General features: G+C 64.3%; 22 protein-coding genes. 13 read left to right on the forward strand and 9 right to left on the reverse strand.

Annotated features, from left to right (window positions below):
• Positions 1–3 precede the first annotated feature (3 nt).
• Complete coding sequence (locus HCZ87_RS03590) at positions 4–942, reverse strand: transcriptional regulator GcvA (protein ID WP_167642404.1); 939 nt, start codon at positions 940–942, stop codon at positions 4–6.
• 112 nt (positions 943–1,054) lie between these two features.
• Between HCZ87_RS03590 and HCZ87_RS03595 the strand changes: the two genes are divergently transcribed.
• Positions 1,055–1,204, forward strand: a complete 150-nt coding sequence (locus HCZ87_RS03595) for a hypothetical protein (RefSeq protein ID WP_167642405.1) — start codon at positions 1,055–1,057, stop codon at positions 1,202–1,204.
• 92 nt (positions 1,205–1,296) lie between these two features.
• Here HCZ87_RS03595 and phbB read toward each other — a convergent pair whose 3' ends face one another.
• From phbB to HCZ87_RS03615, 4 genes are all read right to left on the reverse strand, one after another.
• Positions 1,297–2,019, reverse strand: coding sequence for an acetoacetyl-CoA reductase (gene phbB / locus HCZ87_RS03600; RefSeq protein WP_167642406.1), 723 nt, complete (start codon positions 2,017–2,019; stop codon positions 1,297–1,299).
• 221 nt (positions 2,020–2,240) lie between these two features.
• The gene (locus HCZ87_RS03605; RefSeq protein WP_167642407.1) at positions 2,241–3,416 is read right to left on the reverse strand and encodes an acetyl-CoA C-acetyltransferase; all 1,176 of its coding nucleotides are present in this window, start codon (positions 3,414–3,416) and stop codon (positions 2,241–2,243) included.
• Positions 3,417–3,727: 311 nt separating this feature from the next.
• Positions 3,728–4,567, reverse strand: coding sequence for an EAL domain-containing protein (locus tag HCZ87_RS03610; protein ID WP_167642408.1), 840 nt, complete (start codon positions 4,565–4,567; stop codon positions 3,728–3,730).
• 168 nt (positions 4,568–4,735) lie between these two features.
• Positions 4,736–5,299 (reverse strand): TlpA disulfide reductase family protein, encoded by a 564-nt coding sequence (locus HCZ87_RS03615; protein ID WP_167642409.1) that lies wholly within the window; start codon positions 5,297–5,299, stop codon positions 4,736–4,738.
• Between the two features lie 20 nt (positions 5,300–5,319).
• Between HCZ87_RS03615 and argH the strand changes: the two genes are divergently transcribed.
• From argH to HCZ87_RS03640, 5 genes are all read left to right on the forward strand, one after another.
• A complete protein-coding gene (gene argH / locus HCZ87_RS03620) occupies positions 5,320–6,711 on the forward strand; it encodes an argininosuccinate lyase (RefSeq protein ID WP_175582138.1) in 1,392 nt (463 codons plus the stop codon).
• A 22-nt stretch (positions 6,712–6,733) separates the two neighbouring features.
• Positions 6,734–6,910: a hypothetical protein gene (locus tag HCZ87_RS03625; RefSeq protein WP_167642410.1), complete on the forward strand. Its 177-nt coding sequence runs from the start codon at positions 6,734–6,736 to the stop codon at positions 6,908–6,910.
• Complete coding sequence (locus HCZ87_RS03630; RefSeq protein WP_167642411.1) at positions 6,907–7,056, forward strand: hypothetical protein; 150 nt, start codon at positions 6,907–6,909, stop codon at positions 7,054–7,056. The genes HCZ87_RS03625 and HCZ87_RS03630 overlap by 4 nt, the downstream gene beginning before the upstream one ends.
• 116 nt (positions 7,057–7,172) lie before the next feature.
• A complete protein-coding gene (gene lysA / locus HCZ87_RS03635) occupies positions 7,173–8,438 on the forward strand; it encodes a diaminopimelate decarboxylase (protein WP_167642412.1) in 1,266 nt (421 codons plus the stop codon).
• A 96-nt stretch (positions 8,439–8,534) separates the two neighbouring features.
• On the forward strand, positions 8,535–11,201 hold the full coding sequence (locus HCZ87_RS03640) for a TIGR02302 family protein (protein WP_167642413.1): 2,667 nt from the start codon (positions 8,535–8,537) through the stop codon (positions 11,199–11,201).
• 271 nt (positions 11,202–11,472) lie between these two features.
• On the opposite strand, the gene HCZ87_RS03645 is transcribed toward HCZ87_RS03640, so the two are convergent.
• A complete protein-coding gene (locus HCZ87_RS03645) occupies positions 11,473–11,904 on the reverse strand; it encodes an ASCH domain-containing protein (protein WP_167642414.1) in 432 nt (143 codons plus the stop codon).
• A 206-nt stretch (positions 11,905–12,110) separates the two neighbouring features.
• Entirely contained in the window at positions 12,111–13,046 is a 936-nt protein-coding gene (locus tag HCZ87_RS03650) for a zinc-ribbon domain-containing protein (RefSeq protein WP_167642415.1), read from the reverse strand.
• A gap of 225 nt (positions 13,047–13,271) precedes the next feature.
• On the opposite strand from HCZ87_RS03650, the gene HCZ87_RS03655 reads away from it, so the two are divergent.
• From HCZ87_RS03655 to HCZ87_RS03670, 4 genes are read left to right on the forward strand one after another with little or no spacing between them, the layout of a single operon-like run.
• On the forward strand, positions 13,272–13,949 hold the full coding sequence (locus HCZ87_RS03655; RefSeq protein WP_167642416.1) for an ATP-binding cassette domain-containing protein: 678 nt from the start codon (positions 13,272–13,274) through the stop codon (positions 13,947–13,949).
• Positions 13,946–14,839: an ABC transporter permease gene (locus HCZ87_RS03660; RefSeq protein WP_167642417.1), complete on the forward strand. Its 894-nt coding sequence runs from the start codon at positions 13,946–13,948 to the stop codon at positions 14,837–14,839. Before HCZ87_RS03655 ends, HCZ87_RS03660 begins: the two co-directional genes overlap by 4 nt.
• Complete coding sequence (locus tag HCZ87_RS03665) at positions 14,836–15,585, forward strand: 1-acyl-sn-glycerol-3-phosphate acyltransferase (protein ID WP_167642418.1); 750 nt, start codon at positions 14,836–14,838, stop codon at positions 15,583–15,585. The genes HCZ87_RS03660 and HCZ87_RS03665 overlap by 4 nt, the downstream gene beginning before the upstream one ends.
• Positions 15,563–16,168 (forward strand): pyridoxamine 5'-phosphate oxidase family protein, encoded by a 606-nt coding sequence (locus HCZ87_RS03670; RefSeq protein WP_167642419.1) that lies wholly within the window; start codon positions 15,563–15,565, stop codon positions 16,166–16,168. The genes HCZ87_RS03665 and HCZ87_RS03670 overlap by 23 nt, the downstream gene beginning before the upstream one ends.
• Positions 16,169–16,352: 184 nt before the next feature.
• Here HCZ87_RS03670 and HCZ87_RS03675 read toward each other — a convergent pair whose 3' ends face one another.
• Positions 16,353–16,667: an EthD family reductase gene (locus tag HCZ87_RS03675; protein WP_167642420.1), complete on the reverse strand. Its 315-nt coding sequence runs from the start codon at positions 16,665–16,667 to the stop codon at positions 16,353–16,355.
• Positions 16,668–16,771: 104 nt separating this feature from the next.
• Positions 16,772–18,166, reverse strand: coding sequence for a dihydrolipoyl dehydrogenase (gene lpdA / locus HCZ87_RS03680; protein ID WP_167642421.1), 1,395 nt, complete (start codon positions 18,164–18,166; stop codon positions 16,772–16,774).
• 138 nt (positions 18,167–18,304) lie between these two features.
• On the opposite strand from lpdA, the gene radA reads away from it, so the two are divergent.
• The 3 genes from radA to HCZ87_RS03695 all read left to right on the forward strand — a co-directional run bounded on the left by radA (position 18,305) and on the right by HCZ87_RS03695 (position 21,389).
• On the forward strand, positions 18,305–19,669 hold the full coding sequence (gene radA / locus HCZ87_RS03685) for a DNA repair protein RadA (RefSeq protein ID WP_167642422.1): 1,365 nt from the start codon (positions 18,305–18,307) through the stop codon (positions 19,667–19,669).
• 42 nt (positions 19,670–19,711) lie between these two features.
• Positions 19,712–20,266 (forward strand): CvpA family protein, encoded by a 555-nt coding sequence (locus tag HCZ87_RS03690; RefSeq protein ID WP_167642423.1) that lies wholly within the window; start codon positions 19,712–19,714, stop codon positions 20,264–20,266.
• A gap of 406 nt (positions 20,267–20,672) precedes the next feature.
• The gene (locus HCZ87_RS03695) at positions 20,673–21,389 is read left to right on the forward strand and encodes a Hint domain-containing protein (RefSeq protein WP_167642424.1); all 717 of its coding nucleotides are present in this window, start codon (positions 20,673–20,675) and stop codon (positions 21,387–21,389) included.
• The last annotated feature ends 152 nt before the right edge of the window (positions 21,390–21,541 follow it).

The following is a 21,541-nucleotide window of genomic DNA, read 5'->3' on the forward strand; positions in this document are numbered from 1 at the left end:
CGGTCAGAGATCCGTTGCGGGAATAATTTCAAAATCGTCCCACATATGCGCGGTTTTCTCGATTTCTGCAAAGAACCATTCGCGGAACGCTTTGATCTGCGGGCGATCTTCCGCTTCTGGCAGGCAGAGGAAGCGAAACCGGGCCTCCGTTTCGATGGCGATCTTGAAGGGGGTGACCAGGCGGCCTTCCTGCACGTCCTTGATGATCATCGGCCGCCGCCCAAGCGCGACGCCAAGCCCGGCGCAGGCCGCATTCACCGCGTGATCGGCGTTGGAGAAAGAGGTGCCATGGCCGGGGGTGAAATCCAGCCCCACGGCGCGAAACCACATCTGCCAGTCGCAGGGCGGCAACAGGAAATTGGTGCTCTCATCATAGATCAGCGGCGCGTGGCGCAGGCTTTCGGGGGTGGGGTATTGCGCGGCGAGCTCGGGGGTCATCACCGGGGTGAACCACTCCTGGCGCGCGGGCAGCGACACCAGGTCCGGCTCCACCCCATAGCCGAATCGGATCGCCACATCGACGGAGTCGCGGCGCAGATCCACCATCCGCAGCCCCGCCGACAGTCGCAGATCAATATCCGGGTGGCTGCGGGCAAAATCATAGAGCCGCGGCGCCAGCCATTTCGAGGTCAGCGCGGGGCCCGCCGTCACCGTGAGCGAGGTGGTATCCAGCACCCGCCGGGCCTGCTGCCAGGCGGCGGCGAGGGCGCGAAACCCCTCGTCTGCGCCGGGTGCAAGCGCCTCTCCCGCCTCGGTCAGCTGCACCGCCCGGTTCAGGCGGCGAAACAGCGGCGCGCCGAGATGCTCCTCCAGCGATTTGATCTGAAAGGACAGGGCGGCGGGCGTCACGTTCAATTCCTCCGCCGCCTTGGCAAAGGACATGTGCCGCGCCGCAGCGTCAAAGGCGCGCAAGGCGGTGAGAGGGGGCAGTGCTGTTGCCATGTGATACCCAAGAATAACTTAACTGAAGCTCGCAAAACTCTCGTTTGTCGTCAATCCTGCAAAGGCGCATATTGCTGTCACAACAGAGGCGCTGAACCGAAAGGGGGCCAGGATGATCGAATATGCCGCAACAGCCGAGGTGAAGCAGGGCCTGACCCGTGCCCATGAGGCCCGCGCGCAGGTCCTGCGCGATGCGCTGTCCTGGATTTTTGCCCGCCGCCGCAGATCGGCGCTGGGCACAAGGGCTTCCCGCTGGGCCTGAGCAGGCGCGCGCTGTTCTGAGTGGCACTTACGGGATGACAAAAAGGGCCGGTCTTTTGCAGACCGGCCCTTGGTTCTTACACACGGCGGGGCTCAGACGAAGAACTGCGCACCATTGGCCGAGATGGTCGAACCGTTGATAAAGCCCGCGTCGTCCGAGGCCAGGAAGGCCACGCAGCGGGCGATTTCTTCGGGTTCGCCCAGACGGCCCGCAGGGATCTGGCCGATGATCGATTCGCGCACCTTTTCCGGCACCGCCATCACCATCTCGGTGGCGATATAGCCCGGGCAGACCGCATTTGCAGTGATGCCCGCGCGCGCCCCTTCCTGGGCCAGGGATTTGACGATCCCCAGATCGCCGGCCTTTGTGGCGGCATAGTTGACCTGGGCAAACTGCCCTTTTTGGCCGTTGATGGAGGAGATCACGATGACGCGGCCAAATTTGCGCTCGCGCATGCCGGGCCAGACCGGGTGCACGGTGTTGAACACGCCGGTGAGGTTGGTGTCGATCACCTGCGACCATTGTTCGGGTGTCATCTTGTGAAACGGCGCATCGCGAGTGATGCCGGCATTGGCGACCACGATATCAATCGGGCCCAGATCGGCCTCGACCTGCGCAATGCCGGCTTTGCTTTCCTCATAGCTCGCCACGTTCCACTTGTAGGTCTTGATGCCGGTCTCTTCGGTAAATTGCGCGGCCGCCGCGTCATTGCCAGCATAGGTCGCTGCAACGTCGCAGCCCTGCGCCTTCAGCGCCTTGGAAATTGCGGCGCCGATACCGCGCGAGCCGCCGGTAACAAGGGCAATACGAGCCATGTGAGGATCCTCCAACTATTCTAGTTCACGTCGTAATCTTATTGCATATGAGATTGCATTAACGCAATAAAATTTCACCACCATGCTGCACGTGCAGCAATGCATGCGCCTCCGGGGTGTGGGTCACACTAAACCGGAGATTGTAACGAGCGAAAGACCAAAGAAAAGGGCGCCCGAGAGCGCCCTTCGATTTGCTGATATTTGATGCAGATATGACGATCTTACGGGCGTTCCACGCAGAGGGCGACGCCCATGCCGCCACCGATGCAGAGGGTCGCGAGACCTTTCTTGGCGCCGCGGCGCTTCATCTCAAACAGCAGCGTGTTCAGAACCCGGCAGCCGGAGGCACCGATCGGGTGGCCGATGGCGATGGCGCCGCCGTTCACGTTTACGATGGCAGGATCCCAACCCATCTCCTTGTTCACGGCGCAGGCCTGGGCGGCGAAGGCTTCGTTGGCTTCGACCAGATCCAGGTCGTTGACGCTCCAGCCTGCTTTTTCCAGCGCCTTTTTCGATGCATAGATCGGGCCAACGCCCATGATCGACGGGTCCAGACCGGCGGTCGCATAAGAGGCAATACGCGCCAGCGGCTCGATGCCGCGTTTCTCGGCCTCGTCGGCGCTCATCAACAGGGTGGCGGCGGCACCGTCGTTCAGACCGGAGGCATTGGCGGCCGTGACCGAACCATCCTTGGCAAAGGCCGGGCGCAGCTTCTGCATCGCCTCAATAGTGGCGCCATGGCGGATGTATTCGTCCTGATCCACCACGGTCTCGCCCTTGCGGTGCTTGACGGTGAAGGCGGCGATCTCATCGGCGAATTTACCGGCTTTTTGCGCCGCCTCGGCCTTGTTTTGCGAGGCAACGGCGAATTCGTCCTGCATCTCGCGGGTGATGCCCCATTTGTTGGCGACGTTTTCGGCGGTCTGGCCCATGTGGTAGCCGTTGAACGCATCCCAGAGACCATCGCGGATCATGGTGTCGATATAGGACATATCGCCCATCTTATGACCCGCCCGCAGGTTGGCGGCATGGGGGCTGAGGGTCATGTTTTCCTGGCCACCGGCGGCGACGATGGAGGCATCGCCCAGCATGATGTGCTGCGCACCAAGCGCCACGGCGCGCAGGCCCGAGCCGCAGACCTGGTTGATCCCCCAGGCGGCGCTTTCCTGCGGCAGGCCCGCGTTGATATGTGCCTGACGGGCGGGGTTCTGGCCCTGAGCAGCGGTCAGCACCTGGCCGAGGATGGTTTCCGAGACCTCGGATTTGTCGATGCCGGCGCGGGCCACCACGGCCTCCAGCACGGCGGCGCCCAGGTCGTGGGCGGGCGTGGTGGCGAATGCGCCGCCAAAGCTGCCGACGGCGGTGCGCGCGGCGGATGCGATTACTACGTTGGTCATACGGTCAGTCCTCTGCACTAAATGCGGAAATGCCGACGTCCGGGCTGCGCAAGCGTCACCCAGGCCGTGCGACGTCTCCTCCCTATTCTCACATAGGCATAGCTCAACCATGCACGTGCAGCAACAGTTGCGAATGCCGCGGCGCGCGCCGGGCTTGCGGGCAAGGGTATTTCATGATGCGGGCCGGTGCCTTGCCGCAGTGCAGCAAAAGGCCCCGTTTGAACGGGGCCTGAGGCGCAGGATCGGGGCGGGCGGCAAATCAGACCTCAAATGCCCTTGCGGCATTGAGGGCCAAGCGGCCCGGATGGCGATCAGGCGCGCGCGCGCGCATCCGCTTCTGATTGCCAGGGCGGCGTGACCGTGGGCGCGCCATAGAGGAAGCCTTGCAGGCAGTCCACACCGGCATCGACCAGGAAATCGGCATCCTCCTGCCGTTCGACAGATTCGGCGACGATGAACATATCGAACTGCTTGGCGATGGCCACCAAGGCACGAATCACCGCCTGGTTGTCGTGATTGCCATGCACGCCGCGCACAAACTGGCCGTCGATCTTGACCGCGTCAAAAAAGAACTCGCGGAAATGACCGATGGCGGTGGTGCCGGCCCCGAAATTATCCAGTGCAAAGGCGATGCCGTGTTGCTGCATCTGGTCCATGAAGTCGATCACCAGCTCTGGCGCGGCCATGGCCGAGGCTTCGGAGATTTCCAGCACAAGCCGTTCGCCGAGGAACTCGTCGCGTTCCAGGAAACGCTCCAGCACCTTGTTCCATTGGCTGTAGCCGATCGAGCGGGCCGACATGTTGATCGAGAGGCGCACATTCGGATTGCGCAGCAGCACCCGCAGCCCCTGTTCCAGCGCCAGACAGTCCAGCTTGCGGCCCAGTTCGCGTTCTTCGATGACAGACATGAATTCCCGCGCGGGAATGATGCGCCCGGTGGAATCCATCACCCGGATGTAGCCCTCATAGAAGGCAACCATATCCGGCGCGTGGCTTTGGACAATGGGCTGATAGGCCAGCAGCGTCTGGTCGTGCTTGACCGCATCCGCCACCATATCGACCACATTGCGGTCGCGGGCCACAATGGCCGCAGAAAGTGGGTTTTCCGCCCCTTCCGGGATGTCTGCTTTCCAGAAATGCCGTTTCTTCACCTTCAAAACCCCATCGGTTTGCGACCGCCACCAAAAGGCGTTGCCGTCCGAGTTATCAATTCATCCTACAATCTCTCAAAAGAGTTGCGTGGGGATTAAGGATAAGAATTTAGCAAATTTGGATATGAGGCTGCGCGCCGTGCCGCGCGCCGCGCACGGGGCCGGCGGTCAGGACCCGGCCAGCAAGGCGCCGATCACCGCATGGGCGCTGTCCGAACTCCAGTCCGCCTCGCCACGTAACCGTGCAATTTCATGGCCTTCCGGGTCCAGCAGCACCGTGATCGGCAGGCCGAGCACCGCCATGTCGCGGGCGACCGCGCCGCGGGGGTCCTGATGGCGCGGCAGATTCGTCACCCCGATCTCGTCAAAGAATTTCTGGATCGCGGCGGGGTTGTTGCGGCCGGTGGCCAGCGTCAAAACTTCGAAATTATCGCCGCCGAATTCCTCTTGCAGGGCCGAGAGCATCGGCATTTCCTTGCGGCAGGGCGGGCACCAGGTGGCCCAGAAATTCACCAGCACATATTTGCCGCGATAATCCGAAAGCTGCGCCTGACCGGCGCCATCGGCCAGCTCAAAGCTATTGTCCGAGACGGGCTGGGCCTCGCTGTGAAACACCAGCTTCTTCATATCGCCCTCGCGCAGCGCCTCGACGGCGCTCAGATCCGCGCCAAAGGCAGCGTTTGCACCCAGAGCAAGGGCCATATAAAGGGAAAGATGACGAAACAGACGCATAGTATCTCCAGGGTTGGGCCATGACAGACAAGACCTCGAACCAGATGTGGGGCGGCCGCTTTGCCGCCGGACCGGACGCGATCATGGAGGCGATCAATGCCTCGATCGGGTTCGACCAGCGCATGGCCGCGCAGGATATTGCAGGCTCGCGGGCGCATGCTGCGATGCTGGCCGCCACCGGCGTCATTACCGATACCGATGCCGAGGCCATTCGGGAAGGGCTGCTCACGGTCTTGTCAGAAATCGAGGGCGGAAATTTCAACTTCTCCACCGCGCTGGAAGACATCCACATGAATGTGGAGGCCCGCCTGAAAGAGATCATCGGCGAGCCCGCAGGCCGTCTGCACACCGGCCGGTCGCGCAACGATCAGGTGGCGACCGATTTCAAACTCTGGGTGCGCGATCAGTTCGACGCCGCCGAAAAGGGGATCGAAGCCCTGATTCGTGCTCTGGTTGAGCAAGCCGAGGCGGGCGCCGATTGGGTGATGCCGGGCTTTACCCATTTGCAGGTCGCGCAGCCGGTGACCTGGGGTCACCATATGATGGCCTATGTCGAGATGTTCGGCCGCGATCTCAGCCGTGTACGCGATGCCCGCGCGCGGATGAACGAATCTCCGCTGGGTGCGGCAGCGCTGGCCGGGACATCCTTCCCGATTGATCGCGAAATGACCGCAAAGGCCTTGGGCTTTGATCGCCCCGCCGCCAACTCGCTTGATGCGGTGTCAGATCGCGATTTCGCGCTGGAGTTCCTGTCGGTGGCCTCCATCTGCGCCATGCACCTGTCGCGCTTTGCCGAGGAGCTGGTGATCTGGTCGTCGGCGCAGTTCCGTTTCGTGACCCTCTCGGATCGCTTCTCGACCGGCTCGTCGATCATGCCGCAGAAGAAGAACCCCGACGCCGCCGAGCTGATCCGCGCCAAGGTGGGCCGGATCTTTGGGGCCAATACCGGCCTGATGATGGTGATGAAGGGGCTGCCGCTGGCCTATTCCAAGGACATGCAGGAAGACAAGGAACAGGTCTTTGACGCCGCCGACAACTGGATGCTGGCGCTGGCCGCGATGGAAGGCATGGTCAAGGACATGAGCGCCAACCGCGAGAGCCTTGCCGCCGCTGCCGGGTCTGGCTTCTCCACCGCCACCGATCTCGCCGATTGGATGGTGCGGGTGCTCAAGGTGCCGTTCCGCGACGCGCACCATGTGACCGGCGCGCTGGTGGCGATGGCCGAATCGCGCGGCGTGGACCTGCCGGATCTGAGCCTTGCGGACATGCAGGGGGTGCATGCGGGCATCACCGAGGATATCTTTAGCGTGCTGGGGGTGGAGAATTCGGTGAACTCCCGCCTGTCCTACGGCGGCACCGCCCCGGCGCAGGTGCGCGCGCAGGTGGCCCGCTGGAAAGAAATCCTGAGCTGAGGCCCAAAGAGGAGTGAAGCCCATGACCCGTGTCTTGTTTGCTCTGGCGGTTGCCCTGTCGCTTGCCGCCTGCGGTGTGGACGGCGAGCCGGTCCGCCCCAGCCTGAACGCGGGTCTTGGGATCTCCAACAGCGGTGTCCATCTGGGCGGCGCGCTGGGGGTCAGCAAGGGGCCGGTCAGCGTGAGCGTCGGCCTGTGATCCGCGCCGCCGCATTGCTGGTTCTGGCGCTTGTTGTTGCAGGCTGCGACAGCGCCGCCCCACGCCGCAGCGATCCGACAGAGCCGACCGAGCCGGGCATCCATGTCACCGGTGAGGCCCGCATCGGCGTGGTCTGGGGCGACTGAGCCTAGGGTCAACGGGGGCCGGGCCACCAAATTGGTGTCAGGATCGCGCAATGTCTTGTGCGGTTGCATGATCTGGCCAGTTGATCCCGCCGCCGCTTTTGCCCTAAAGGCTGATCATGGATCATTTTCTCTATCGCGATGGCGCATTGCACGCCGAGGACGTCCCAGTGGCCGAGATTGCTGCGGCTGTGGGCACGCCGTTTTATGTCTATTCCACCGCCACTTTGCTGCGCCACTTTCGCCTGTTTGACGAGGCACTCGCGGGCACCGAGCATCTGGTCTGCTATGCGATGAAGGCGGCCTCCAACCAGGCGATCCTGAAGACGCTGGCGCAGGCGGGCGCGGGCATGGATGTGGTCAGCCAGGGCGAATATCTGCGCGCCAAGGCCGCCGATGTGCCGGGTGACAAGATCGTGTTCTCCGGCGTTGGCAAGACCGCCGCGGAGATCCGCTGCGCGCTGAGCGGCGGCATTCGCCAGTTCAACGTCGAATCCGAGCCGGAGATGGAGGTCATCAACGCCGTCGCGCTGGAGCTGGGTGTGACCGCGCCGATCACCGTGCGGGTGAACCCGGATGTGGACGCCAAGACCCACGCCAAGATCGCCACCGGCAAATCCGAGAATAAATTCGGCATCCCGATTGCCCGCGCGCGTGAAGTTTATGCCCATGCCGCCAGCCTGCCCGGGCTGGAGGTGATCGGCATCGACGTGCATATCGGCTCGCAGCTTACCGAGCTGGAGCCCTTCCGTCTGGCCTATCAAAAGGTTGCCGAGCTCACGCAGACCCTGCGCTCCGATGGTCATGACATCCGCCGCCTCGATCTGGGGGGCGGCTTGGGTATCCCCTATACCCGCTCCAACGAAGCGCCGCCGCTGCCGGTGGAATACGGCCAGCTGATCAAGGATGAGCTGGGTCATCTGAACTGCGAGATCGAGATTGAACCGGGTCGGTTGATCGCGGGCAACGCGGGGCTGATGGTCTCCAAGGTGATCTATCTGAAACAGGGCGAGGGACGGGATTTCCTGATCCTGGATGGCGCGATGAATGACCTCATCCGCCCGGCGATGTATGATGCGCATCACGATATCGTACCGGTGCAGGAACCGGCGCCGGGGGTGGAGCCGCAGCCCTATGACATCGTCGGCCCGGTCTGCGAGAGCGGCGACACCTTTGCCAAGCAGCGCCTGATGCCACCGCTGAGCGCGGGCGATCTGGTCGCCTTCCGCAGCGCCGGGGCTTACGGCGCGGTGATGTCGAGCGAATATAACTCCCGCCCGCTGATCCCCGAGGTTCTGGTGCAAGGCGATCAATTTGCGGTCATTCGCGAACGTCCGAGCTTTGACGAAATGATAAACCGCGATACCATCCCGGAATGGCTGTAACGCCCCGGCAGGTCCTGACCTGAGTATTTGCCGCGGCGGGCAGGCTGATGGCCGGGGTGCGCACTCCGGCCAGAACGCGCGCGGAGGCAGAGCGGAATGACCGATCACATCCCCCCCGAGAGCCCTGTTGAGGCCCGTCCCGACGACAGCGCCATGGCGCTCGCCGCGTTGCGGCCCGCGCTGGCGCTGACCTGGGCGGGCATGGCGGCGGAGCGGCTCTGGCGGGCCTTCTGGCCGCTGGCCACGGTTGTGTTGCTGACCTTCGGCCTGCTGCTGCTCGGGGTGCAGGACTGGATGCCGGTCGAGGCCGCCTGGACGCTGGCGGTGCTCCTGCTGCTGGGGGCCGTGGCGGCGCTGGCCTGGGGGATCTGGCGCATGCGCTGGCCACGCCGGTCCGAGGCGCTGATGCGTCTCGATGAAACCCTGCCGGGACGTCCCATCACCGCCTTGCTCGACAGTCAGGCCTCCGGCGCGCAGGATCCCGCCTCCGTCGCGCTCTGGCAGGCGCATCAGGCCCGTATGGCCGCCCGCGCCGCCAAAGCCGAAGCGCCCGCGCCCAACCTGCGCATCGCCGCCCGCGATCCCTTTGCCCTGCGCTATGTGGCGCTTCTGGTGCTGGTCACCGGCGCGCTCTTTGGCAGTGCCTGGCGGGCGGGCTCGGTCGTGGATCTGTTGCCGGGGCGGGCCAATGCCGGGCTCACCGGCCCCACCTGGGAGGGCTGGGTGCAGCCGCCGCGCTACACCGGCCTGCCGACGCTCTACCTTGGCGACATGGCAGACGACGTGCTGCGGGTGCCCGAAGGCAGCCATATGACCCTGCGCTTTTATGGCGAAATCGGCGATCTGACCCTTGCGGAAACCGTCTCTGGCCGCACCGGCGAGCTGCCCTCTGCCTCCGACCCGGAACAGAGCTTTGACATCACCCGCGCGGGCGAGTTGAGCATCAACGGTGCCGGCGGGCAGCACTGGCGGGTGGAAACGATCCCCGATGCGCCGCCGGGCCTGACCATTGCGGGCGCGCCGGAGCTCGCCTCCGATGGCAGCATGGCGCTGCCCTTTGAGGTGGTCGATGATTACGGCGTGGTCGGCGGCAGCGTGACCATCACCCTGGACGCCGCCGCGCTGGATCGCCGCTACGGGCTGGCAACCCCGCCGGATGCGCGCGAGCCGCTCACGCTGCCCTTGCCGCTGGCCCTGACCGGTGATCGCCGCCAGTTCACCGAGGCGCTGGTGGAGGATTTCTCCGACCATCCCTGGGCCAATATGCCGGTGACCTATACGCTGCGGGCCGAGGATGCCTCCGGGCAGCTCAGCGCCCCCGCAACGCTCTCGGCGCCGCTGACCGCGCGACGGTTCTTTGACCCGATGGCGGCGGCACTGATCGAACAGCGCCGGGATCTTCTCTGGGCGCGCGCCAATGGGCCGCGGGTGGCGCAGATCCTGCGCACGCTCAGCCACCGGCCCGAGGAGGTCTTTGCCGATATGGGCATCTACCTGCAACTGCGCACCATTCTGAAACGGCTGGAAGCCTACGACCGGGCGCCAGAGGGCTTACAACCCTCCGGGCAGGAGGAAATCGCCGCCGCGCTCTGGGCGCTGGCCAATCAGATTGAAGAGGGCGACGTGGGCGATGCGCTTGAACGCATGCGGCAGGCGCAGGAGCGGCTCAGTCAGGCGATGCGCGATGGCGCCAGCGATCAGGAAATCGCCCGGCTGATGCAGGAGCTGCGCGAGGCAACGCAGGACTACCTGCGCCAGATCTCGCGTCAGGCGCAGCAGCAGAATGACGACTCCCAGCAGGGCGAGGCCGGACAGGAGAGCCTGCAACTCAGCCAGCAGGATCTGCAAGCGATGATGGACCGCATTCAGGAGCTGATGGAGCAGGGCCGCATGGCCGAGGCCGAGCAGGCGCTGCGCGAGTTCCAGCAGATGATGGAGAATATGCAGGTCACCCAGGGCCAGGGCGGCGAGGGCGGCAGCCCCGGCGAACAGGCGATGGAGGGGCTCGCCGAGACCCTGCGCGAACAGCAGGGCCTGTCGGATCAGGCCTTCCGCGACCTTCAGGAACAGTTCAATCCCAACGCCGGACGGGGCCAGTCACAGGGCAACGAGGGCCGCAACGGCGGGCTTGGCCGGGGCCAGAGCCACGAGGGCGGGCAAGGGGGTCAGGGCGCGGGCGAGGGCCAAAATCCGGGCGAGCAGGGCAGCGGTCAGGACCGCGCCGAGGGCGGTCAGGGGCAGGGCGGTGGCTCGGAGCCGGGCAGCCCCGGCGATCTGGCCCAGCGACAGCAGGCCCTGCGCGATCAGCTTCAACAGCAACGTGACGGGCTGCCACTGGGCGGCGCCGAGGGCGAGGCCGCCCGCGACTCGCTGGATCAGGCCGGACGCGCCATGGAGGGCGCGCAGCAGGCCCTGCGCGAGGGCGACTATGCCGAGGCCATCGACCGCCAGTCCCAGGCGATGGAGGCGCTGCGCGACGGCATGCGAGCGCTGGGCGATGCGATGGCGGAGCAACAGCAGCCCGGCCAGCAACCCGGCGGCACGCAGCGCGGCCAATCCAGCCGTCAGGGCAATGCGCTCGACCCGCTTGGCCGGGACCGGGGCGGGCAGGGCAGCGACATGTTCAGCCGCGACACGCTGGGCGACGGGCAAGCCTATCGCCGCGCCTGGGACCTTCTGGAAGAAATCCGCCGCCGCGCCGGAGATCGCGGCCGCAGCGACACCGAACGCAGCTACCTGCAACGGCTGCTGGACCAGTTCTGACACGGCGCCATCCCTTTGGCATTCACACAGGTGTGATACCGCAGGGCGAATTTGATGTGTGTGACCAACGGGCGGCGCCCCGCAAAACTGGCCCGAATAATTGGCCCGAATAATTGGCCGGAATGTTGCGCCGTTTCACGCAAAGCCGGACCCATGTCGCGCAGCGTGAAGCGGCGTGAACATATATACCGCTTCGTTTGCAGACCGTCGTATTGGGGGATCAGAACGACCGGGTCGTTTGGGTCTCTGTGCGTTCAGGCGGGTGTGTCCTTCAAGTGGGTAATCCATCTTGCGAAAAGTCTTCGAAAAGAGCGACCCGCCCCCAAATCAGCTGCATACCCGATAAAACCCCGCCGTTCCGTTCGAAATAGTCACGATGTCCCACGCGCCAGTCTTCCAAGCTGTCATCCTCGCCTTCGGCAAGAGCCATATCCTCGGTCACTTCATCGAACCTGCACCGGATCAACTCAAGAGTCTCGATCACGAGAGCGGGAGTGCCGTCCCAATTGAGACAGATATCGCGCCGGCCTACCTTTGGAAAAGGCTCGCCATCTTGGAACTCATGCAACGCGCTACAGGTTGCGACCTTCCTTCCACTGCGTACCAATGACAACAATGCGCGGCTTAGAGCTGGGCTATCTCCAAATCTGAATGTTTCAGCCGATGGGTAGCGCGATTTCAGATCGCTTAGGGTCGTGGCCATGTCAGTTTTGCTCCTCTAAGCGTGCGAACCCCACATCATCTCGCGGGAAACGGCTCCTTGTCGAAAGGCAGAATGAGAGGTGGCGGATTTGTCCCGCAAGTGACAGTCGACGGGATCTGTGGAACCGTGAACGCCACCATGCCACCGCCAGCGCATCCGTCGTGCCGGAGCCCAAGGGCTGGCGGGATCTGCCCGCGGCTCGCCGCTTATTCTGCGGCGAGGGCGTTGGCCTTGGTGCTCAGCCACAGGCGCAGTTGGTCGACCCAGGCCACATAGGCGTTCAGATAGGGATCGGCCTGGGGCACATGCGCGGCGATGCTGCTGGCATTGCTGTAGGTCAGAATGGCCAGGCACATCAGCACGATCACCAGCACAAAGCCGCGCGAAAACCCGCTGGTGCGGGCCGGCGCCGCTGCCACATCTTCGCTGCTGTCCACATGGCCGTCCGCTCTTGGGCTGAGGCTGGAGCTGAACTCCTCGATATCCGGCAACAAGCCCCGGCGCGAGCCGGCGGGGATGGTCCCTGCGGTGGCCTCGGGGCCGCGCATCCGGGTGAGACGCTCCTGTGCTTCCTGCGCCCGCACATCACCATCATCCAGTCTGGAGCGCCGGGGCGGGGCCGATGGCTCCGCGTCGGCGGGGCCGGGCTGTGGGTGGCGGTCGGGATCATGCAAGCCCAGCTCGGTCTGGGTTTCGATCTGTTCGCGACGGGATCGCAGGCTGGCCTCGCGCTCGGCCTCTTCGCGCAACACGCGGGAGATATCCGGGTCGAGTTGCCGCTTGACCGGCGGCTCTGCACCAAAGGCGGCTGGGGCGGGGGTGTCTTCCTCCTCCTCGTCCTCTTCCGGGGCGTCGGGGTCTTCTTGCCAATGGGCGTCGTCATCCTGGGCCACAACATCCGCCTCGGGCGCGGTGGGCCAGGTGGTCTCGGCCTCGGGCGCCTCTTCCGGGGCGGTCTCGTGCGCCGGATCTGCCGCCGGATCTGGGGCGGGGGCCGCGGTGGCCTCCTGCGCCAGCATGCGGGCCGAGGGCTGGAACCAGGTTTCGCCGCAATTGGAGCATTGCACGTCGCGGCCCTCGTCCGGGACCACATCCTCGGGCACCTCATACTGTGCGCCGCAATTGGGGCAAATCAGTCTCATCCGGTCTCCTTGGTGCGCGGCGTCACCGTGAAATGGGTGAATTTCCCCGCAATCATAGTAACTTCCTGAAAGGCAAGAAAGAGCCAATCCCCGGCCACCGTGCAGAATGCGTCCGCCGTGGCCCTGCGGGGCCATTGAAACTGCGGCTGAGCTCGTGCAAAACACCGCGACGGCGGCAAGACCACCGCAGGACAAACCGGCCAGCAGGCCGACTGGGGACCAGACGTGATCGAACTCGAAGATGTGGGTTACAACTATGGCGGGGGAGAGCTGTTCAGCAATCTTTCGGTGCAGCTGGCGCCCGGCTCCTTTCATTTTCTGACCGGCCCGTCCGGCGCGGGCAAGACCACGCTGCTAAAGCTCTGCTACGGCGCGCTGACGCCGACCACCGGCCATGTGCGCGCCTTCAATATGGATGTGAAGGGGCTGGACCGCGATCAGATGGCATTCCTGCGCCGGCGCGTCGGGGTGGTGCATCAGGATTGCCGCTTTCTGGATCACCTGCCGGTGGTGGAAAACATCGCCTTGCCGCTGACCGTATCGGGGCGCGGCTTGCAGGATGAGCAGGCCAACCTCGCCGAGCTGATGAACTGGGTCGGGCTCTCTGACCGTATGAACGCCCTGCCGCCAGAGCTTTCGGGCGGCGAGCGCCAGCGGGCGGCCCTGGCCCGCGCGGTGATCCTCAGCCCCGAGGTGATCATCGCCGACGAGCCCACCGGCAACGTTGATTGGGAAATGTCGCAGCGGCTGCTGCGCCTCCTCGTCGAACTCAACCACATGGGCAAGACCATTCTGGTGGCCACCCATGATCTGCCGCTTATTCGCGCTGCCAAGAACCAGGTGCAGGCGCGGGTGCTGCGGCTGTCAAACCGGCGGATCATCTCGGCGGGGGCGGATCTATGAACGCGCTCAAGCAGCTGATCCTCGGGGATGCGCAGGCCGACCGGGTGGTGCCGCCCTCGGGATTTACCGCGCATCTGACCCTGTTTGTTTCCGGCGCCATGGCTTTTCTCTGCGTTTTTGCGCTGGCGCTGTCGATGGCCTCCGGGCGGGTGGCGCATCGCTGGTCCGAAGAGCTCGCCCGCGCCGCGACCCTGCGCATCAACGCGCCGGCGGAACAACGCGCGGCCCAGACCGAGGCGGCGCTGGCGATCCTGCGCCAGACCCCCGGCGTTGCCAATGCCCGCGCGCTCAGCGACGATGAACAAGCCGCGCTGCTGGCACCCTGGTTCGGTGCCGATATCCCGCTCGACACGCTGCCAGTGCCGCAGTTGATCGAGGTCACCGAGGGCGATCCCGGCTATGACGCGCAGGGGCTGCGGCTGCGGCTTCAGGCCGAGGTGCCGGGCGCGGTGCTGGACGATCACACCCGCTGGCGGCGCCCCCTGGTGGAGGCGGCGATTGCGCTGCGCCGCCTTGGCGTGGTGTCGATCCTGCTGATTGGCGGCGCCATGGCGGCGATGATTACCCTGGCGGCCAATGCGGCGCTGGCCGCGAATGCGCAGGTGATCGAGGTGCTGCGGCTGGTCGGCGCGCAGGATCACTATATCGCGCAGGCCTTTGTGCGCCGGTTTACCCTGCGGGCGCTTTCTGGCGCGGCCGTGGGTGTCGTGCTGGGCCTGATCGGTGTCTGGCTGATGCCCGAAGCCTCCGCCGAAGGGGGCTTTCTCACCGGGCTGAGCTTCCAGAGCTGGGGCTGGCTGCTGCCGCTGGTGATCCCGCCCCTTGCCGCATTGGTGGCCTTTGCCGCCACCACCCGCGCCGCCCGCAAACGATTGGGAGAGCTGGCATGACAACCGCCCTGCAATATCTGCGATCCATCCTCTATGTGGTGCAGATCTATGCGATGATGCTGATCATCGGCATCCTCTTTGCCCCCTATGCGCTGCTCTCGAAAAACGGCGCGCGGCAGGCCTGCAAGACCTATGCCCGCTGGGCCATCTGGTCGGCGCGCTGGATGGTGGGGCTGCGCTGCGAGGTGCGCGGTCCGGTGCCCCGGGGCGAGGTGATCGTGGCCGCCAAACACCAGAGCTTTCTGGATATCATGGTCATCTTCAACGCGCTGCCGCAGGCCAAGTTCATCATGAAACGCGAGCTGATGTGGACGCCGATCATCGGCGTCTACGCCAAACGCCTCGGCTGCATCCCGGTCAATCGCGGCAAGCGCGGCGCGGCGATCGCCAAGATGGTGCAGGATGTCGCCCGCGAGTTCACCGAGCCGGGCCAGTTGGTGATCTACCCGCAGGGCACCCGCGTCGCCCCCGGCGCGCAGAAACCCTATAAGGCGGGCAGCGGCGTGCTCTATACCGAACTCAAACAGCCCTGCGTGCCGGTGGCGACCAACGTGGGCCTCTTGTGGCCCCGCACCGGCATCCTGCGCAAACCGGGGCTGGGGGTGGTAGAGTTCCTCGACCCGATCCCGCCGGGCATGGAGCGCCATAGTTTCATGGCCGAGCTGGAAAAACGGATCGAGGCCAAATCCAATACATTGATGGCTGAACTGGGATTTGAACAGGATGGACTTCCTCAAGACGGTTGAAGATCTGGAGGCGCTCTACGGGACACCGGGGGCGCCTTCGTTACGTAAGGTGGCGCGGCAGATGACGCCGCTCTATCGCAAATGGATCATGGCCTCGCGGCTCTGCATGCTGGCCACCGTCGGTCCCGAGGGCACCGACGACAGCCCGCGCGGCGATGATGGCCCGGTGGTGCTGGAGCTCGATCCCGGCACGCTGGCGCTGCCGGACTGGCGCGGCAACAACCGGATCGACTCCTTGCGCAATATCGTGCGCGACGACCGGGTATCGCTGATGTTCCTGGTGCCCGGCTCCAACAATGTGGTGCGGGTCAATGGCCGCGCGCAGGTGACGGCGGACGCCGAGCTGCGGGCGCGCTTTGACAAGAATGGCAAACAGCCCGCGACGGTGATCGTGATCAGGATCGGCGAAATCTACAGCCAATGCGCCCGCGCCCTGATGCGCGCCCGCACCTGGAGCAGCGGCGACGAGAGCGCAGAGCTGCCCTCCGTGGGCGAAATCCTCGCCGAGCAGACCGCAGGCGAAGAGGGCGGCCGCGCCTATGACGAAGCCTGGGCCCCGCGCGCCGCCAAGACGATGTGGTGAGCGAGGCTGCCGCTCTGGCGCCAAAAAATGTCAAACCATGCGACGGATCTCCGCCGCGCGCCCGTTTGATCTCTTAACAAGCGCCTTGCCTGTCGCTTGTTGCCCCACTCACGGGGGCCCCGGTTTTCTGAGAGCCGGGTATCTGGGCCGGTGGCAGGTACACATGCCGCCGGCCCTTTTTTGCTCAGCTCATCAGCACATCGCCGACCAGGATCTGCGGGCGCACATTGGTGAAATTCGCCACGTCATCGGCGACAATGCCCCCGGCCTTGCCCATGGCCTGATCCAGCGCCTCCATGTCGGGGAAGGTGATGGTGGCGATCAGCAGATAGGGGGGTGGCACATCCGGCCCGCCGGCAAGGCCCCGGCTGGCCTCCACCGTTTCCATCAGATCGCCCATATGTTCCTCGACCAAGGGCAGATGGGTTTTCTCGTAATACTCATAGTCAAATTCGGCGTCCGGCGATGCGGGGTAGAGCACATGCAGGCTGACACTCATGACGGGGTTCCTTTGTTATCAGACGGAAACGGCCCGCCAATGCGGCGGGCCGTGAGACTTTGGGCAGAGAGGGGCTGCCGGGGCCACAGGGGCTAGCCAAAGGCTTAACTGTGGATCGCGCCATCGCCGCAGGCAAGCGCGGCCTCGCGCACTGCCTCGGAAAAGGTCGGATGCGCGTGGCAGGTCAGGGCGATATCCTCGGCGGAGGCGCCAAATTCCATCGCCACGCAGATCTCGTGGATGAGATCACCCGCCGAGGGGCCGATGATTGCGGCGCCCAGCACCCGGTCGGTTTCGGCATCGGTGATCAGCTTCACAAAGCCTTCGCCCTGATGCACCGCCTTGGCGCGGCCATTGCCCATGAAGTTGAACTTGCCAACCTTGACCTTGCGGCCTTCGGCCTTGAGCGCGTCTTCGGTCTGGCCGACGGTGGCGACTTCGGGCGTGGTATAGACCACCCCCGGGATGATGCCGTAGTTCACATGGCCATGTTTGCCCGCGATTACCTCGGCCACCGCCATGCCCTCGTCCTCGGCCTTATGGGCCAGCATCGGCCCTTCGATCACGTCGCCGATGGCATAGATGCCCTTGACGGATGTGGCCCAATGGGCGTCGGTGGCGATCTGGCCGCGTTCGGTCAGCTTTACCCCGAGTGCGTCCAGCCCCAGCCCTTCGGCATAGGGTTTGCGCCCGGTGGCGACCAGCACCACATCGGCGTCGATGACCTCTTCGTCGCCGCCTTTCTTGAGCGCATATTTGACCTTTGCCTTGGTCTTGGTGGTCTCGACGCCCTGCACGGCGGCGCCCATGATGAAGCTGAGCCCCTGCTTTTCCAGAATCCGCTTGAAGCTCCGCTGCACGTCCTTGTCCATGCCCGGGCAGACCGCATCCATATATTCGACCACGGTCACCTCGGCGCCGAGGCGGGCATAGACGGAGCCAAGCTCCAGCCCGATGACGCCCGCGCCGATGACGACCATTTTCTTGGGCACCTTGGGCAGGTCGAGCGCGCCGGTGCTGTCCACCACGAGGCCCTTATCGTTGTCCACCTCAACCCCCGGCAGCGCCGACGGCACGGAGCCGGAAGCGATGACGATATTCTTGGCCTCATGGACCTCGTCGCCGACCTTGACCTGACCGGCGGCGGGGATCGAGGCCCAGCCCTTGAGCCAGTCGATCTTGTTCTTCTTCATGAGGAATTCGACACCGCCGGTGTTCTGGCCGATGACGTCATCCTTGTAGGATTTCATCTGTTCCCAATCGACCGAAGGGCTTTTGCCCTTGAGCCCCATGGAGGTAAAGTTGTGCTCCGCCTCATGCAGCATATGGGTGGCGTGCAGAAGCGCCTTGGAGGGGATGCAGCCCACGTTGAGGCAGGTGCCGCCCAGGGTCTCGCGGCCTTCGACGATGGCGGTTTTGAGGCCCAGCTGGGCGCAGCGGATGGCGCTGACATAGCCGCCGGGGCCTGCGCCGATGATGATCACGTCATAGGATGCCATATGTCATGTGCTCCGTTTTGAGGGTGGCGGGGAGGGGGCGCTGCCCCCGGCCCTTGCGGGCCTCCCCCGGGATATTTACCGTTAGAAGAAGGCAAGGCCGCCCTTGAACAAACCAGAAACATCTGCCACTGATCGCGCATGGCAAAGACAACATTCTCCTGCTCCGCCTGCGGGGCCTCCTATTCCAAATGGTCGGGCCGCTGCGAAGGCTGCGGCGACTGGAACACGATTTCCGAGGACAAGGGGCTGTCCAGCGGCGGGCCTGCCAAGAAGTCCTTGGGCGCGATGCGTGGCAAGCGGCTGGAACTGACGGATCTGGCGACGCAAGAGGTGCCGCCGCCGCGCACGCTCTCGGGTGTTGGAGAATTGGACCGGGTGCTGGGCGGTGGCCTTGTGGCGGCCTCGGCGCTTCTGGTGGGGGGCGATCCGGGCATCGGCAAATCCACCCTGCTGTTGCAGGCGGCGGCGCGATTTGCGCGGGCCGGGTTGAAGACGATCTATGTCTCCGGCGAGGAAGCCTCGGCGCAGGTGCGGATGCGGGCGCAGCGGCTGGGGCTGGAGGATGCGCCGGTGAAGCTGGCAGCCGAGACCAACCTGCGCGATATCCTGACCACACTGGAAGCCGAAAAGCCGCAGCTTGCGATCATTGATTCGATCCAGACCATGTGGGCCGATAATGTCGACAGCGCGCCCGGTTCGGTCAGCCAGGTGCGCGCGGCGGCGCATGAGCTGACCACATTCGCCAAGAGCAACGGCGTCTCTATCATCATGGTCGGCCATGTCACCAAGGATGGCCAGATCGCCGGCCCCCGGGTCGTGGAACATATGGTCGACACGGTGCTTTATTTCGAAGGCGAGCGCGGCCATCAGTTCCGCATCCTGCGCGCGGTCAAGAACCGCTTTGGCCCGGCCGACGAGATCGGCGTGTTTGAAATGACCGGCGGCGGGCTGGCGCAGGTCACCAACCCCTCGGCGCTGTTTCTGTCGGAACGCGGCAAGCCCTCGCCCGGATCTGTGGTTTTTGCCGGCATCGAAGGCACACGGCCGGTCTTGGTGGAGATGCAGGCGCTGGTCGCCCCCTCGCCGCATTCGCAGCCGCGTCGGGCGGTGGTTGGCCGGGACAGCGCCCGCCTTGCGATGATCCTCGGGGTGCTGGAGGCGCGCTGCGGCATCCCCTTCGCCGGGCTGGACGTCTATCTGAACGTCGCGGGTGGCATGAAGATTTCCGAACCCGCCGCAGATCTTGCGGTGGCCGCCGCGCTGCTGAGCGCGCGGGAAGACACGGCTCTTCCCTCCGATACGGCGATTTTTGGTGAAATTTCACTGTCCGGTGCGCTCAGACCCGCTCCTCAGACCGAAAACCGGTTGAAAGAAGCGCAAAAACTTGGTTTCACGGCAGCGATCGCTCCGAGTGGCGGCAAGTCCGTGTCCGTTCCCGGGCTGACGTTGAAATCAGCCCCCGACCTGACAAGTTTTGTCGGCGACTATTTTGGAGCAGGCTAACAAGCCACCCAATTGATTTATTGCGGGCAATAGGCGAGGGACATGGAAGGTTTTACAATAATCGACGGCGCGGTGGCGCTGGTCATCGTCATATCGGCGCTGTTGGCCTATGCGCGCGGCTTCGTGCGCGAGGTGATGGCGATCATCGGCTGGATCGCTGCCGGTGTGCTGGCGTTCATCTTTGCCCCTCAGGCGGAACCGCTGATGGCGGAGATCCCGGTGGTGGGCGATTTCATTTCGGACAGCTGCGAGCTGTCGATGATCGCGGCCTTCTTTGCGGTCTTTGCGGTGGCGCTGATCGTGGTGTCCTTCTTCACGCCGCTGCTGGCGGGGCTGGTGCAGCGTTCCGCGCTCGGCGGGCTTGACCAGGGCGCCGGGTTCTTCTTTGGCGTGCTCCGCGGCATCCTCCTCGTGGTGATCGGCTTCTTTGTCTATAATGTCGTCATGACCGGGCAAAGCTTCACCATGGTGGACGAGAGCCGCTCGGCGGCGGTGTTCAACCGGGTGATCGGCAAGGTCGAGGAACAGAACCCCGAGCAGGCGCTTGGTTGGGTGACACAGAAATACGAGGATCTGATTTCCAGCTGCGCTGGCTGATCCCATCCAACCACGAACACGCAGGGGGCGCCTTATTGGGCGCCCTTTTCTGTTTTGGCGATGCCGCGCCGCCCTGTTCCGGGACACTGCTGACTCATGCACAGAGTTATCCACATGCAGGCAGCAAGGATTAATGCGCAGCCTCACAGATTAACCTTTTGTTAACCAACAAGAATCACCGGTTAACAAAGCGCGCCTCAGAGCAAAAAACCGCCTGATTTCCTTAACAAAACCTTAATTACCCACAGCTACGTCATTAACCTTTTAATAAAATCCTTGTTTTTTGCCGAGAACCCCGAAGTCGTACCGACTCTGTCCCAAGCCTGCCCCATTCTTGTCCCAATTCAGGGGCCAATTGGGATCAACGAAGGCAAAAAGCCTCGCGCTCTCAGAAGGGACATTGGACATGCTGCTGGATCACACCACCGCGTTTACAGACTATCAGCCGGTTGACCTGCTTTTGAACCTGTGTGGACAGGATGAAGTGGTCAAAGACAGCGCGCGTCTGCGTCCCCAACAGGGCGGCGTTCTGCCCGGCACCTTGATCGAGACGGCAGAGGGTTTTACCCAGGCCCGCGCCCTGCGTCCCGGCGACATGGTGCAGAGCTTTGACGGCGGGCTGCGCGAGGTTGTCGCGATCCGCCAATCGGTGCCGCGTCTGACCGCGATGGTGCATATCCCCGCTGGCGCGCTTGGCAATGATGCGCCGCTGGAGCTGCCCTCGGATGCCGTGGTTGCCCTGGACGGTGATCTGGCGCTCGACCTTTTTGACCTGCATGTGGTCACCGTCAAGCTGGTGGCGCTGATCGGCTACAAGGGCATTCGTACCGCCCTGCCCCAGCGTCTGCCCCGCGTCCATATCGACTGTGGTGAAGAAGAGCTGCTCTGGGCCGAAGGCGGTCTGCTGATCAATGCCGGCAGCCCCGAAGAGGACGGTTTTTACAGCCTGCTGTCGCTGAGCGAGAGCCGCGTGATTGTTGCCGCTGATCGTGCAGACCTGGACGCCGAGACCGCAACCGAGACGGAAGAGGCCGAGGCGGATGAGGATTTCTTTGGCCTGAACGCCATGCCCGCGCCGGCCTTTGATCCCATTGACCTGCTGTTTGGTCGCTACGCCGCCTGAGCCGCCCCGAACGCGCGCGTCCTCGCCTCGCCAAGGACAGGCGGCGCCCGGTCAGATTTGGCCGAGGTAGTAGCCGATGGCCTCGGCCAATTCCGTTTCCTCATAGCCGAAATGAGAGCGCACGACCTCTTCCAACTTGCGGAACACGGCGG

This window comes from Phaeobacter sp. HF9A (genome assembly GCF_011806385.1).
Taxonomy (GTDB): domain Bacteria; phylum Pseudomonadota; class Alphaproteobacteria; order Rhodobacterales; family Rhodobacteraceae; genus Epibacterium.